The following is a 14,583-nucleotide window of genomic DNA, read 5'->3' as shown; positions in this document are numbered from 1 at the left end:
GTTCCAGACCCTGGAAATCCGCCACTCCCCCGATAACATCGCCGATCCGAGCCGGTCCTGCCGATATACGACCCGATCCGAAGCCCGGAATTGACGAAAGGGATGGGGAGGCCTTCGCCGATGCCCGCCTTCCTCGTCTTCCAACCCCGAGACGGCCCGACCATGGATCCGCCGTTAGTCAAACACACCCTCCGTCAGGCTTGACGCGACAACAGCACTGTCCGCTGGAGCATGGGCTGGAGCCGTGAGGCCACGGACCGGGCCCATGGTCCGGTGGCAGGCCATGACAAGACGACCCCCGCGTATGCCCTCGCTAGATAGCCGGCTACGGGGCGGAACGCCCTCAATGGCCTAATGCCGATCAGGGCTGAGACGAGGAAACAGCGCCTCGGAGTTGCCGCGGTCTATCGCCGCGCGCACTTCGGGATCCAGAGGATAATTCTCGTACTGCATGTTCAGGAAATCGATCGCTGCAGAGGGGGCGAACGGGAAGTCAGTGCCGTATGTGATGCGGCCCGGGTCAGCTACCTCGAGCAGGCTGGGCAACGCCGCCGGGCTGGCAGACAGGGCGACGTCGTAGTAAAAACGTCGCAGGATGGACTGCTTCTTATCTCCCAACGCCGCCAGCGCGCTGAGAGCCAGATCCCTGTCGAGGAGCATCGTCAGCAGGATCCTGTAGGCGATGTAGGGCACGAAGCCGCCTGCATGGGCCAGGACAAACTTGATCCCGGCGAACTTCTCCATCGCACCGGACAGGACCAGGCTAATCGCCGTGCGGGTGGTGTCGAGCATGAAATCCGCGGCAAAGGCCGGAATGCCCGGCACCGCAGGCGCCGGAAGGTCACCGGGGTGGATGAAGACCACGGCCCGGCGGTGGTGCAGGAACCCCAGCAGAGGCTCAAAACCCGGATCTCCGAGGTAGCGGCCGTCGTTGTTGGCCAGCAACACGATCCCGTCCGCGAGAAGTGTGTCCAGGGCGTACCGGGCCTCCGCTAGGGCACCTTCCACGTCCGGCAGTGTGAGCGTCGCAAAGAAGCCGAACCGATCCGGCCGTGCGGCCACCACCTCCGCACAGAACTCGTTGACCTCCCGCGCCTTCAACCGCGCTTCCATCACATCCCCGAAATAGACGCCGGGCGTGGACAGGGAAAGGATGCCGGTCTGCACGTCGTGCGTATCCATGAACTTCAACGCGGAGCGTTCGGACCACGACGGCAGACCAATCCCACCGGGCTGTATCCCCTTTTCACGCATCCACCGCGCATACCCCGGCGGAACGATGTGCTGGTGAGTGTCGATACGGTACGGCGGGCCCATCCGAATCCCCTGCCAACATGTTCATTTCACTGATCTGCGGGCTATCAGCGGATTCTAACAATCTACTCGCAGAACGGGCCCTGGTGCAGACCACGGGACGCTGCCTAACCGCCGTGGATTCCCCGCCGCGTAATCGGTTTCGGACCCGGGATTTCCCTAATGGGTCGACACCCTAGGCGCTACCCTAGACAGCGACGTCCGCCAGCAGCTCGAACGCGGCCTAGAATCGTTCAGCTCTTCGCGGCGGCTGTGACCCTTTCGAGGACGACGGCGAGGCCGGGGCCGGCGCCGATGCAGATCGCGGCGACGCCCCGGCCCAATTTTGAGTGGTGGTCTTCAGATCCCCCTTTGAGGATCGGCTGACTCGCCTGGGCGTCGGATGAGGATGGAGCCCTTGATCGTCGTCATGCCGTTCTCTGCTTTCATGCCACGGGCGCATCTGTGCGCCCCTTGGGTTTCATGCCCCGGCTGCACCGTCGTCTTGCGGGCCGGGTCGTCGGAGTTCGTGGGCGAGCTGGCGCAGCGCCATTCGACGGATCAGGGAACTGAAGGGGCCGACGAGCGCCCAGTAGCGGCGGAACCGGCGACGGCTCTTCTCGTCCCTGATGGCGACACGCGTCTCAACTGTCACGATCGAGGAGCCGATCCCGTAGGGATCAATCCTCAGGCTGGCGGCGATCTTGGCGTACCCCGGCTGGCTAAAGCCGGCGAACTGCTCGGGGGTGGTGGGTACATCTGCGGCGGCTGGGACCGACTTCCAGGGTCGGCTCACCTGACCCAGGACCATCTCTGCCCCCGGGGTCTCACCGAGCAGGATCCAGCCCAAGCCGACCATGTCCTTGAGCCGAAACGTACCCCGGGGCGCCGCGGCGCCGCGTGTCCTCCCGCGTCCCGTCACGGTCTCTGCCACACGCTGCGGCAGTGCCCGGAGGCGGAGCAGGGCCCGGGCCAGCGGGGCCTGGAAGAGGTCCATCTCGCGGGCCGCCTCGTAGCACTCGGCCGGGGGTGCCCGGAACACGTCTGCGTGCACGATGGCGAGGCCGTATTCCGGCAGGAACTGGTCCATGAGCAGCCGAGGGCCACCTGCGCCTCCAGCATCTGGTTCGGGCGGTTGCGCCCGTGCCGCGCTCATGGGGGGATCCCTTCGTCCATATATCCGGCGTCCGGCTGCGCCCGCGCCGGAGCCTGTCATCCCTCTGCGGCTTCCGCAGGCGACGCGATCAGGACGAGGGCACCGATGACGTCTCCGCCCTCCAGCAGCGTGTGGGCCCGGGCCGCCTCCGGCAGCGGGAAGCGGCCGGCGATCACCGGGCGGATCCGCCCGGCCTCGAGCAGCTCGTAGAGGGTGGCCCAGGCCGCCAGCAACGGACGGCGGTCAAGTCGCCACAGCCCTGTGCTGTAGGACCGGATCCTCGCCCCGCGCCCAGCCAGGTTGTGGCGCACCGCCCGGAGCAGCAGGCGCAGGGTCCTGCCCGGGCTTCCGGGATTCGCGTACTCCACCAGCACGCCCCCGGAACGGAGCACCGCCAGGGCATGGTCCACCCACTCACCGCCCACCCCGTCGAGCACCGCGTCCAACCCTTGAGGCTCGAGACGCCGAACGGCGTCCACGATGTCCGCACCCCGCGAGCCGACGGGAACCACCCCGTGGTCGGTGAGCCAGGAGTGCTTCGCGGCGTCGGCGGCCCCGTACATCCTTAATCCCAGCAACTGACCGAGCTGCACTATGGCCGTGCCGATCCCACCGGCGGCCCCGGTGACCAGGACCACCTGCCCGCGCCGGATCCGGGCAGCACGGGAGAGTGCCTGGTGGGCCACCAGGTAGTTCAGGGCCACGGCCACCACCTCAACCGCATCCAGGCCGGCGGGGATCCGCATCATCGGGTGCCGGCGCACGAAGACGTACTCTGCGTATCCGCCCGTCTCCGTTAGCACCACCACCCGATCCCCCGGTGCGACGGCGGTGACGCCTTCCCCCACGGCGTCCACCACGCCGACCGCGGTATAGCCGGGTGTGAATGGGAACCGCGGCGGATATGTCGACAGTCCTTGGCGCATCTGCACATCGACGGCACTCACGCCGCAGGCCTCGACCCGGACCCTCGCCTCACCCCTTCGGGGTTCCGACAGCCGGCGGCGCGCAACCTCCAGCACCTCCGGACCGCCCGCCCGGACCGCGACCACGCTGCGGTACTCCGCGGGTGCCGACCGCTGCGCTGTCTCCGGGGCTGCACCAAGGGCCGCGAGGGCGCCCGCGTGCCGAACCCCGACGGCGAGCACGAGATGGCCCCAGGACAAGAGCAAGGCAAGATCGGAGTGTGACGGGATCGCGTGGATCCCGAGAAATCGCCGTACAGCTGCCATGAGAACCTCCAGGAGCACGATCTCAGGAGTGAGAGGAAAGAACCCACTGCGTGTGGTTCCTCTCCACTGTCACAACTCCCGAAGACGCAGGCTAGGGCCATTCGCCTCGCACGGAGGTTTCAGTGGAGGCAGGCTCCTGACCCAGATCCAGGATTGCGGTGAGGGTTCCGCTATCGGGGTCGTGCCACATAAGGCTGCTGGAACTAGGCCATATAACGCTGACGTTCACACCCATGGTCGACGAACATCTGCCCATTTCCGCCGTTGCTTCCCCATCGGAAGACTCGGGCATGGCCTCTGCGGAGGCCTTCGCCACTTCTGCAACAGACGGTGCCGGCCCGCTCTCGTTGGTATGCCGGTGTTTCAGTGAACTGCTCGATGTCATCCATGAAACGGATTCCGCCCGTCGGTGACATGACCACCGCGCAGGGCGGCGCGGGGGCTTTCCGTTTGGGAGAGCCTGTTGAGCTCCACTGGAGGGCCGGCTCACGCGGTGCCCTCGCGTATGTGCGTCTCTGCACGGCGGCGCCTTGCGTGCAGAATCTGGACCAGGCTTCGAGGGAAGTCCTTGGTCATCAGCCAAGCCGCGCCTGCAGCCATCACCGGGTTGGGCAGGGTCCATATTCCCAGGGGCGTGATGAGCAGCAGGAACGCGACCGCCAGCGCGAGGCCGATCTTGACTTTCCGTCCGTGACTGAGAATCAGCAGCCCTACGGTGAGCTCGCCCGCCGCTGCCAGTGCACCGAAACCTTGCGGGGAAAGGGCCACGACGTTTTGGAACGCCCACACGTAGAAAGAAAGCAGCGGATCATCCGTACCGAGTGTCACGAACAACCCCGGTGCCACCAGGCTTAATACAAGATTTACCGCCACCGCCATGATGATGAAGAAGACGCCGAGGAAGATCCGTGCAGCCGCGGGCTTCCACAGGCTCAGAGCAAGGAATGCCGTGCAAAATACAAGCCAGGGGATCAGCTGTTCCATTCTTTGCCTCCCGGATACTAAGCCACCTAGCGGCAGGTACGCGCCGTCCCCCTCAAAAGCCAGGACGGCAGTGCAGGTCAGTTGTTAACTGCGGCCGCGCATTTCACCTCCCCACCCACCGCCGGGCCAAGGCAAAACTGCCAGCGACCCTGCCCGCGCCGAGACTGGGTGCATTCAGACCGATCATTGATGACATCCCACGCCCGTGCGACCGTGCCCGGTTCCTTGTTACGGGGTAGTCCGGACCGGTCGCGGACGTGTCATTCACGGAGCCTTGCTTTGTCCGCGTCCTCCCGTTGCAACTGCTGTTTCCTTCTCCGCCGCAGCCGCCTCTGAGCCAGCCAAATCGAAGCGGCCATGAGACCCAGCACGTCGGCGAAGCCCAGGATGGCGGCCCAGGGGAGCTCGATCTCTCCGGTGTTGAGGTTGTTGAAGAACGAACCCAGTGGGGTGAGCAAGGGCCACAGCACAAGAAAGTTGCGGATCAGAGCGAACGCGACCGCGTAGACGATGCCGAGCCCGAAGAGGAAGACCATACCTTCGCCGCTCATCCCGTACCCGATGTGGTATGCGGCGTACAGTGCTGCAGCGATTGCTATGCCGGGTGCCCGGCCGAAACTGGCACTGAGGCGAGTCTGGACGAAACCGCGGAAGAACACGGTCTCGAAGGCGCCCACGGTCAAGGACATGACAAGCAGTGGCACCCAGCCGACCGGTTCCGGCAGGGGATACCCGAAGAGTGTGATGGCGAACTGAATGGACGCCAGAATCAATCCCAGGGCTACCGCCAGCTTCCAGTTACCCAGCCACAACCCCAGGTCGGACAGCGGCCGTCCCCGCCTAACGGTGTAGAAGACGGGGCCCGCGACACCCAAGACCATTCCTGCACCAAAGCAAAGGAACAGGCCCGGCACGTTCGTGACGGTGAATACGGCGAAGGCCACACGGAACAGTGCGACGACCGCGAGATAGAGAGCCGCCACCGTGATGAGGTCCAATTTATCGACTCCCTGCCGGCGCCAGACCGCAGGGCCGGAAATCACGGCCAGCAAGAGCGCCGAGGCGGGCACCACCACGCCATAGACCGTCAGGTCAAGGACCGCCAACAATGACATCGCCGCGACCAGCCAGATGGACCACATCCAGGCGCGCCAGTTTCCAACCCGAACGGTCATCAGGACCGTCCTTTCGCTCTTACTTCATGGTTTGATGCCGGTAGGACGTTTCTGGGCAGAGGCTTTGGACGCCTGCCTGACATGTCCGGAGCGTTCACTAGTCGTGTCCGGTCTGGCCCCGCCGGGTGCGGCCGGCATCCTGCCTCGCTGCGGGGATACGCCAGGAACTCAATCCTGTCGAAACATTGCCGTGACGTTGTCTGGAGACGTGGGAGAGGCAGGTTTAGCGAGTTGGGCTGCAATTTGATCCGTCCACACGTCTTGGCCTCCTCCACCGAACGGCACTCAACCTCGCCCATTGCAACCGCCATGCGGGAGGCCACATGTTGAGCTATCTCCCGGGTGGACCCCAGTTCGCTTGCATAGGCAACAAGAACAGTCATGGTTGAGTCTCCTGCCTTCTTTGCTCCAGTCTGATGGATCCCCTGCCGGCTGGAACCTGCCATAAGTCCCGGCACAGGCTCAGGAATTGGAGTTGAACCAGATGCGAGAATTCGTCGCCGAGGTCTTCTTATATCTACGCAGGTCAGGCGCGCGTTCCTGATTGCCTGCCGACAGTGGATGGTGAGAAGGGATCGCTGCATGCGAGAACAGAATCTCGAATTAGATGAGAAATCCCTGCGTGTAGCACTCTGTGTGGAGATGATTCTGGGACCGATTCCAGGCTCTAGCGGGTCAGAGCGTTCGCTTGCTGGGTACCGAGGGCCGTGGATCCCTCCCCGGGAGGTCTGTCCCCAGCCGTCCCTGGCCAGATCCCGCTGCAGTTCTTCCAGCGCCGCCGTCATCCCCGGAGCCCATTGCTCTTGAGGGGATACCGGGCCGACCGATCCCACAACGGGAAAGGTCGAGCTCTTGTACCGGGTCTTCCCGTCGATCTGGCCCACAAAACGCCGCTGGGTGCTTCCGTACTGGGAACCAAGGATCGTCAGTATCCTGGCCCACCATGAGGTAGCGCCTACATCTTCCAGAGCTACGGTGAGGGTTTCTGCAGGTGGGGTCATCCACCAATGGTTACTTCTGGATTACTCGGTGTAAAGGCTTGCCCCCGGTGGATTCGTGGTGTGGCCGGCCAACCGGAGGGTCCATAGATATCCAGGTCACAGCCACTGACGGGGTTCCATTCTCCCGGGCAGGATCCGTGCCGGACCGGTGCATGTCGCAAGCGCCCCGGATGACCGTGGACATCCGGACGCGGCTGTTCCAGGTTCGAGAATGTGCCCCTGACCGAGCACGACGGGCTTGTCTTCGACGGTGACCTGCCGCCGATGCGTTCGTTGCGCACAGCGTGGCTGCTGGCACTATTCCTGGGCTTCGCCGGCGCGGACAGGTTCTACCTCCACAAGCCGGTTACTGGCACCCTGAGCTGTTGACGCTGGGCGGCGCCGGCATCTGGTGGGCCATTGACCTGTTCGGGATCACCAATGAATACGCCGCCGATGGGGCATCCATGCCGTTGGCCGGGACCAACTCCCTGCGCCGCGGTCTGCGCCTGGCCTCGACTGTCCTGGTCATCACCCTCGCCGGTGCGGTGGTCTGCGTCAGCGCCGCCCCCGTCACCGGGACTCTGTCACCGCCACAGTTGCCGCGTTGAACGCGCTGCTGCATCCGGCCCCGCCGCCCCCGGCGAAAGAATGGGTCACCGTCGCGGAGGCGTCCGGCACGAAGCCCCCGGGCCCGCTCGTGACCCTGACCGGCAGGCTCCACATCGAGTACAGCTTCATCGGGGCCGCCGTTGCTTATCTCCAGCCTGTGAAAGGACCGGCCCTCACCGTGCTGTCCCTGGCCAAGGCCGGCGCCGGGGGCGATCGGCGTCAGCCTGGCTCCGGGGACCTACACACTGATCGTCAGCACCACCGGAACCCTCTGGCACCTTACGGCCCAGGAATACAGGCTCCCCCGGTAGCGTCACGGTGCGCCGTCACACCCCCTGGGCTACGACGACAGGGGGACTACAAGGGAAGGAACCGGACCTGACCGTCGGCTCTGAACCTGTTCCCTATTGAAGGGCCGCGGTCAGGCGCGCCAGGTTGTCGAATACTTTTTGGGCTATGGGCCGCCGGATCCAGTCCTCGAGCTGCAGCTCGCGGCTTTCCACGCGGTACCCGTCTTCGATCCCGCGAATTGCGTCCACAAAATCGCGCCCGTGCACAAGTACCGATACCTCCATGTTGAGGCTGAAGGAACGCACATCCATGTTGCTGGACCCAATCACCGCAACCTCCTCATCGATGGTGAAGTGCTTGGAGTGCAGCACCTTGGGCGACCGGTAAAGATAAATCCTGACGCCGGCGCGGAGCAGTGCTTCGTAGTACGAACGCTGAGCGTGGTAGACCATGCTCTGGTCCCCCACCTCGGAAACAAAGAGCTCGACGCTTAGCCCCCGCCCGGCTGCCGTGACAATAGCCATCAGGATGGATTCGTCCGGGACAAAGTATGGACTGGTGATGCTGACGCGACGCTCAGCTTTGTGGATAAGCGTCGCGTAGAGCTTCAAATTGTTGTCGTTGTCGAAGCTGGGGCCACTGGGCAGGACCTGTGCGTCGACGAGCGCAGAATGATGGCTGACGCCTATTGCGCTGGAATCCAGGGGCAGTATCACACCCGTTTCGCTGTACCAGTCGGTCGCGAACACCGCATCCAGCTCCCGAACCACAGGTCCCTCAACGCGCATCATCAACTCGTGCCACTGGAGCCCGCGCTTCAGGTTGCTCTTCGTGTCGTAGCTCGCGTCGATGACGTTCTGGGACCCCGTGAATCCCACGCGGCCATCGACTACACAGATCTTCCGGTGATTGCGCAGGTCCGGCCTCTGCCATTCGCCACGCCACGGCCGCACCGGCAGCATGGGGCGATACTCCGCCCCTATCTCCTGGAGGAACTCCAAGGTTTCTTTCCGGCCGGGGAACTTCAGGCCAGCCAGATGATCGGACAGAACCCGCACGTCAACGCCGCGTCGTCGCGCCCGGGCCAGCGCCTGAAAATACGGCTCTGTCGTTGCGTCCAAAACCAGGATGTAAAACTCCACATGGACATAACTCGTGGCCGAATCAATGTCAGCAATCATGGCATCGAAAGCTCCGTTGTAGTCGCCCAACAGGGTCGCACTGTTATTCGCGACCATAGGGAGCGCCCCAAGGTTGCTGTTCAGCACCACGGCCGAATGCAGCCAATCCGGCCAATCAAGCCCGCGGCTAACGAGCGGGCTGCCTTCAGTCCGCGCCAAGACAAGAGCGTTGACTTCGCGCTGCTTTTCCCTGCGTGCCTTGGGCAGTTTCGAGTAACCAACAAAGAAATACGCGACGGCACCAAGGATCGGTATGAAAATTATGGCGAGCACCCAGGCAATGGCAGAGGATGGGCGGCGATTCATCGACACCAGGACAGCTGCGACGGTCACGAGCAGTATGTGGGCCGCCAGCAGGAGCAAGGTAAACGATTCGGCGTCCTGGAAGAATCCGCGCACGACTGCCTAAACGTACTTCAAGGCGCGAACGCCGTCAGACCAGCACCCGGCTCTTGGTTCCGTCAAAATATCCGAATAGTTCTCCCGGAAACTCATTTGTTATTCCTGCTCTCAAAGATGCGTTCTCGTTTCCGGGACGGCCCTGTCCCTCAGCCCTGCCAATGGCGGGTATGACCATTGTTGGCATCAGGCCCGGCATGGGCCTCACCCGCTGCGGGTGAAATCCCTGATATGCCTGAAACCTCGACCTCCGTTGCAGCGCGGGAACTAACTGATTGCGCGGCGGGTTCCTGTGGCAAACTTAGCCCTGCAGGGCGGCGTAGCGTCGGAGGAACAGTGCCAGGGATTCGGCCAGAGCGCTGATCTCGTTTGGATCGACGCTCTCGTTCGGTGCATGGATGAGGGCGAGGGGTTCCTCGACGCCGAGCAGGATGATCTCCGCGTCCGGGTAGGTGTCAACGAACACGTTGCACAGCGGGATCGATCCCCCTTGCCCCAGGGTTGTGATCGGCCGCCCGTAGGCCTGCGACATCGCGGCACTCATGGCTTCAAAGGCCGGGCCGCCGACTGCCGCCTGGAAAGGTGACCCGATGGCTTCAAGGTCCACCGCGACGTGGACACCCCAGGGTGCGGCCGCCTTGAGGTGTTCGACCAACGCCGAGTGGGCATCGTCGGCCGCCATGCCTGGCGGGACGCGCAGGTTCAGGCGCGCGGACGCCCGCGGCACGATCGACGCCGTCGAGCCGGTTACCGGCGGGCAGTCGATGCCGAGCACTGTGACGGCCGGTCGCGCCCAGAGCATGTCGGACACACTGCCGTCTCCCAACAACGAGACTCCCTCAAGGACGCCGGCGTCGGCGCGGAACTGCTCGGGTGGATAGGGCGCGCCGGTCCAGGTCTGGGTGTTACCCAAGCCCGTGATCGTCGTGTTGCCTTGTCCGTCCCGCAGTGACGCCAGCATGGCGATCAGGGCGGCGAGGGCATCGGGGGCCGGACCGCCGAACATGCCGGAGTGCAGTTCTGATGTCAACGTCTCCACGGTCACCACGACATTGACCATCCCTCGGAGGGTCACGGTCGCGGCGGGGTGGCCCACGGCGGCGTTGCCGGTGTCGCAGACCAGGATGGTGTCGGCACGGAGCAGGTCAGGGTGGCTCGCGACGAACGCTTCCAGCCCGCCGGTGCCCTGTTCCTCCGACCCCTCGACTACCAGCTTCAGGTTCACCGGTATGTCGTTGCCGAGCGCTCTGAGGGCGAGGAGGTGGGCGAGGATGTTGCCCTTGCAGTCGGCGGCGCCGCGCCCGTACCAGCGCCCGCCGGCTTCAGTGAGTTCGAAGGGCGGCGTTCGCCAGGCGGCGTCATTGAGGGGCGGCTGGACGTCGTAGTGGGCGTAGAGGAGCACGGTGGGCGCATCCGGGTCGGGGCCTGGTCTGGAGCCGATCACAGCGTCGGAGCCGTCCGGGGTTCGCTCGAGGCGGGCATCTGAAAATCCGAGCTCAGCGAATTTGTCGAGCACCCATCGGGCAGCCTTGGCGCACTCCTCGACAGGGAACTGCCTGGGGTCTGCGACCGACCGGATAGCCACGAATTCGGCGAGCTCGCTCTGTGCCGGACGCATCAGATCGGCAATGCGGGAGCGCAGATCCACGGCTCACCCACCACCCGGATTGTACGTTTTCAGGTTGTCGATGAACTGCTGGAAATCAGCCAGCTGATCCGGGCAGTAGATCTTGATAATTGCGAGCTCGCCTTTGGCGACGCGGTCGTTCGCGATCACCGGCCTGTTGCCGGGCCCGGTTGCGCCGTTTGTCAGCTGGCTGTGGAAGGTGGCCCGGCTCAGGGCGTTGTTCGGGTTCGCGCAGACGGCGCCGCCGTCGTCACCGAGCACCCGGGCGATCTGTTCGCGCGAGGGTGCAGTCCCCCCTGCCGCATTGATCTCGGCGATCAGCTGATCGGCCTTCGCCAGGGATTGTTGGGTTTCCCTCGCCGACCTGAAATTCAGCAGCGCGACGACGGCGAACAGCACGAGCAGGACCATGGCAACGATGTAGACGACCGAGCGGCTGCGCTTGGTCGAGGACTCCTGGTGGGTGCTCATGACTTAGGCTCCTCCGTTTCTTGGGCGGGCAGCTTCCACGAGGGCTTGCGGAACTTGTAAAAGAGAAATGGCACGAGCAGGCCAAGTCCCAGTGCGCCGCCGGCGACGATCAGGAAATAGACGGCCGGATTGCCGTTGCCAAACTGCGACGGCGGGACGAACCCAACGAGCAGGGCGGCCAGGGAGGCGGTAAATCCGACGCCGCACAGCCCGACCAACATTGGCGCCCGGAATCCACGCGCATGTTCCGGGTCGTTGCGGCGGAGCCGGACCGCGGCCACGAACATCAGCAGGTACATGATCAGATAGACCTGCGTGGTGATCACCGAGAAGATCCAGTACGCGCTGGAGACATCCGGGATCAGCGCGTAGCCGAGCGCGATCACGGTGGTGATGAGTCCCTGGACGACCAGGAGGTTCTGCTGAACGCCGTTCTTGTTCAACTTCTGCAAGAAGGGCGGGAGGTAGCCCTCCTCCCGTGAGATGAGCAGCAGGCCCTTGGACGGACCGGCCAGCCAGGTCAGCATGCCGCCGAGGGCGGCTGCGACCAGCATGATTCCAAGGATCGGCGTCAGAGCCTGCAGGTTGAAGGAAGCCAGCACTGCGTCGAAGGCCTGCATGACACCGGCAGTGAGAGAGAGCTCATCGGCCGGGACGATCCAGCTGATCGCCAGCGCCGGCAGGATGAAGATGAGCAGTACGAGTCCCATGGCCAGGAACATCGACTTGGGGTACTCCTTGCCCGGGTCCTTGAGGGAGGACACGTGCACCGCGTTCATTTCCATGCCGCTGTAGGACAGGAAGTTGTTGACAATCAGCACCAGGCTGGCCAGGCCCGCCCACTCGGGGAAGAAGTTGGCCGCGGTCATCGGTGCGGCGGACGGATTTCCCTGGCCGAGGTAGACGGCGCCCAGGATCACTAGGAGGGCGCCGGGGATCAGGGTGCCAATGATCAGGCCACCGCTGGCCAAGCCGGCTACGCCCTTGGTGCCGCGGGATGAAACGTACACCCCGGACCAGTAGGCGACCACGATCACCAAGGCCGTCCACACTCCGCTGCTGGCCAACGCCGGGTTGATGACGTAGGCGAGCGTACTTGCGACGAACCCCAACAGGGTCGGATAGTAGAAGATCGTCATCGCGAACTGGCACCACACGGCCAGAAAGCCCATCGGTTTGGAGATTCCGGACGATACCCAGTTATAGATGCCGCCCTTCCATCCGGACGCCAGTTCGGCGGACACGAGGGACGTGGGCAGGAGGAAGACGATCGCCGGAACCACGTAGAGGAAGACTGAAGCGAGGCCGTATACGGCCATGGTCGGGGCCGCGCGCAAACTGGCCACCGAACTCGTGGTCATCAGCGCCAGCGCCACCCATGAGATCCACACGGCCGGTGGCGCCTTCGGCCGGGACACTGCCTGTTCGCTCACGGGAGCCACATCCCGTGATGCTCCGTGGTGGAGACCACGGGCCAGGCGGAACTAATCCGCCTGGGGCTAGTTGACTCTTGGAACATGCCACTGCCCCCTTATCACAAAATGTGCTCGGTGCCTACAGCATGAACCTCCAAATTCGCCGGGAATAGGCCCCATCTCCTCTTTACGTCAGGTGTCTATGGTGCTAACTCGGCGGCTTCGGGTGCGCTTCCAGAGCAGATCGATGGTCAGGGCCAAGGCAAGAATGACCACCAGCGCGGCGACGGTGGCGGGTTCATTGACGCGTGCCGGCGCGGGCACCAGGGTGTTGACGGTCAGAGGACTGGGCAAAGGTCCATGACACCGTCCTCACCTCGGTACCCGCGAGCGTCTGGATGACGGTCTGCTTGGCTTTTCCTTCCGGCGTGCTTTCATCGGGGTTATTCTGGGGAAATCAGCAGCGCGAGCGGGCCGGGGATCATGGCTCGTGGAGGAGGCTGTATAGCTTCATTGGCAGCCGCCCTGCAGTGGCAGGGCTGGAAGCCTTCCTGTTAGGAGCTGCCTTGAATTCTTCAATGACGAGACCCAACCGTTCTGGCGGCGGAGTTCAAAGGACGTTCGGCGTCGAGGAGGAATTCCTGCTCGTCGATGCCACGACGGGGCAGCCCGTTCCCGCCGCGGAAGCGTGCTTGGCCAACGCGCCGCAGCACCCTGAAACCAGTGGCGGCCCATCCTTGGCTTTGGAAGTCCAGCAAGAGCAGCTTGAGGCCGTTGGCCCTGTCTGTTCCACGCTTCAGGAAGTGATTGCGGGCGTCCGAGAGGGCCGGCGGCTTGCCGACGAGGCGGCCCGTTCGGTGGGTGCACGAGCGGTCGCCGTTGCCACCAGTCCCGTCCCGGCCACTCCTACCCTCGTACCGCAGCCCCGGTTCCTGAACATGGCAAACCGGTTCGGGTTGACGCTCCGGGAGCAACTCACCTGCGGCTTCCATATTCATGTCGGAATCACCGACGGTGAGGAAGGGGTGGCAGTCCTGGACCGAATCAGGGTCTGGTTGCCCGTGCTGCTGGCGCTGAGCGCGAACTCCCCTTTCTGGCAGGGCGCCGACACCGGATACGCGAGCTTCCGCTACCAGGCTTGGAACCGGTGGCCGACCGCCGGGCCCAGCGAAAGGTTCGGATCAGAACGGGCATACCACAAGCACGTGCAATCCCTGCTGACAACGGGCGTACTCCTCGACGAAGGCATGGTGTACTTCGACGCGCGCCTCTCCCGAAACCATCCGACGGTGGAGATACGCATAGCCGACGTCTGCATGGAGGCCTCGCACGCGGCCGCGATTGCCGCGATAGTGCGGGCGCTCGTTGAACGGGCCGCCCGGGAATGGCGCGCCGGGATTTCTGCGCCCCGGCTGTCAGCCGGGCAACTGCGCCTGGCGGCGTGGAGGGCAAGTCAATCAGGGGTCGACGACACCCTCCTGCACCCCCTGCTGAACATTCCATGCCCGGCCGCCGAAGCTGTCCAGGTCCTCCTCTCCCATATCCGGCCAGCCCTGGCCGACAGCGGGGACGAGGAGCAAGTGACCTCGGAAGCGGCCCGGATCCTGGCCTCCGGCACAGGTGCACGCCGGCAGCGCGAGATCATGATGAGCACCCAAAGCCTGCCCGCCGTGGTGCTCGAGGCCATCGGACACACCCACGGGACCGGCCCGACCCCTCATCGCCGGTCCCGGCGCTTGCAAACTAGCTGACTGACCCCACAAGACA

Annotated in this window: 13 protein-coding genes; 3 read left to right on the top strand and 10 right to left on the bottom strand. The window is 64.2% G+C overall.

The window, feature by feature from the left end:
• Positions 1–351: 351 nt before the first annotated feature.
• The 5 genes from ABH915_RS10550 to ABH915_RS10530 all read right to left on the bottom strand — a co-directional run bounded on the left by ABH915_RS10550 (position 352) and on the right by ABH915_RS10530 (position 5,840).
• On the bottom strand, positions 352–1,317 hold the full coding sequence (locus ABH915_RS10550; RefSeq protein WP_370120805.1) for an amidohydrolase family protein: 966 nt from the start codon (positions 1,315–1,317) through the stop codon (positions 352–354).
• A 457-nt stretch (positions 1,318–1,774) separates the two neighbouring features.
• Positions 1,775–2,449, bottom strand: coding sequence for a hypothetical protein (locus tag ABH915_RS10545; RefSeq protein ID WP_370120803.1), 675 nt, complete (start codon positions 2,447–2,449; stop codon positions 1,775–1,777).
• Positions 2,450–2,505: 56 nt separating this feature from the next.
• Positions 2,506–3,681, bottom strand: a complete 1,176-nt coding sequence (locus tag ABH915_RS10540; protein ID WP_370120800.1) for a zinc-binding dehydrogenase — start codon at positions 3,679–3,681, stop codon at positions 2,506–2,508.
• Between the two features lie 486 nt (positions 3,682–4,167).
• Positions 4,168–4,665, bottom strand: coding sequence for a hypothetical protein (locus ABH915_RS10535; protein ID WP_370120797.1), 498 nt, complete (start codon positions 4,663–4,665; stop codon positions 4,168–4,170).
• A gap of 260 nt (positions 4,666–4,925) precedes the next feature.
• Positions 4,926–5,840 (bottom strand): type II CAAX prenyl endopeptidase Rce1 family protein, encoded by a 915-nt coding sequence (locus tag ABH915_RS10530; protein WP_370120794.1) that lies wholly within the window; start codon positions 5,838–5,840, stop codon positions 4,926–4,928.
• A 1,214-nt stretch (positions 5,841–7,054) separates the two neighbouring features.
• Between ABH915_RS10530 and ABH915_RS10525 the strand changes: the two genes are divergently transcribed.
• Both ABH915_RS10525 and ABH915_RS10520 read left to right on the top strand, forming a co-directional pair.
• Positions 7,055–7,210 (top strand): NINE protein, encoded by a 156-nt coding sequence (locus tag ABH915_RS10525; RefSeq protein ID WP_370120791.1) that lies wholly within the window; start codon positions 7,055–7,057, stop codon positions 7,208–7,210.
• Positions 7,207–7,431 (top strand): hypothetical protein, encoded by a 225-nt coding sequence (locus ABH915_RS10520; RefSeq protein WP_370120788.1) that lies wholly within the window; start codon positions 7,207–7,209, stop codon positions 7,429–7,431. Before ABH915_RS10525 ends, ABH915_RS10520 begins: the two co-directional genes overlap by 4 nt.
• Positions 7,432–7,836: 405 nt before the next feature.
• On the opposite strand, the gene cls is transcribed toward ABH915_RS10520, so the two are convergent.
• From cls to ABH915_RS10495, 5 genes are all read right to left on the bottom strand, one after another.
• Positions 7,837–9,303, bottom strand: coding sequence for a cardiolipin synthase (cls, locus tag ABH915_RS10515; RefSeq protein WP_370120785.1), 1,467 nt, complete (start codon positions 9,301–9,303; stop codon positions 7,837–7,839).
• A gap of 301 nt (positions 9,304–9,604) precedes the next feature.
• Complete coding sequence (locus ABH915_RS10510) at positions 9,605–10,951, bottom strand: dipeptidase (RefSeq protein ID WP_370120783.1); 1,347 nt, start codon at positions 10,949–10,951, stop codon at positions 9,605–9,607.
• Between the two features lie 3 nt (positions 10,952–10,954).
• Positions 10,955–11,401: a hypothetical protein gene (locus ABH915_RS10505; protein WP_370120780.1), complete on the bottom strand. Its 447-nt coding sequence runs from the start codon at positions 11,399–11,401 to the stop codon at positions 10,955–10,957.
• Positions 11,398–12,834: an APC family permease gene (locus ABH915_RS10500; RefSeq protein ID WP_370120777.1), complete on the bottom strand. Its 1,437-nt coding sequence runs from the start codon at positions 12,832–12,834 to the stop codon at positions 11,398–11,400. Before ABH915_RS10500 ends, ABH915_RS10505 begins: the two co-directional genes overlap by 4 nt.
• A 174-nt stretch (positions 12,835–13,008) precedes the next feature.
• A complete protein-coding gene (locus ABH915_RS10495; protein ID WP_370120774.1) occupies positions 13,009–13,170 on the bottom strand; it encodes a hypothetical protein in 162 nt (53 codons plus the stop codon).
• A 224-nt stretch (positions 13,171–13,394) separates the two neighbouring features.
• Here ABH915_RS10495 and ABH915_RS10490 point away from each other — a divergent pair, with 224 nt between their 5' ends.
• Positions 13,395–14,567 carry a glutamate--cysteine ligase gene (locus ABH915_RS10490; protein ID WP_370120771.1) on the top strand — a complete coding sequence of 391 codons (1,173 nt, stop codon included), beginning with the start codon at positions 13,395–13,397 and terminating at the stop codon, positions 14,565–14,567.
• Positions 14,568–14,583 lie beyond the last annotated feature (16 nt).

The organism is Arthrobacter sp. MW3 TE3886 (genome assembly GCF_041262145.1).
GTDB lineage: Bacteria > Actinomycetota > Actinomycetes > Actinomycetales > Micrococcaceae > Arthrobacter.
The sequence above is the reverse complement of the archived record's forward strand: the minus strand, read 5'-3'. Positions and strand labels throughout refer to the sequence as shown.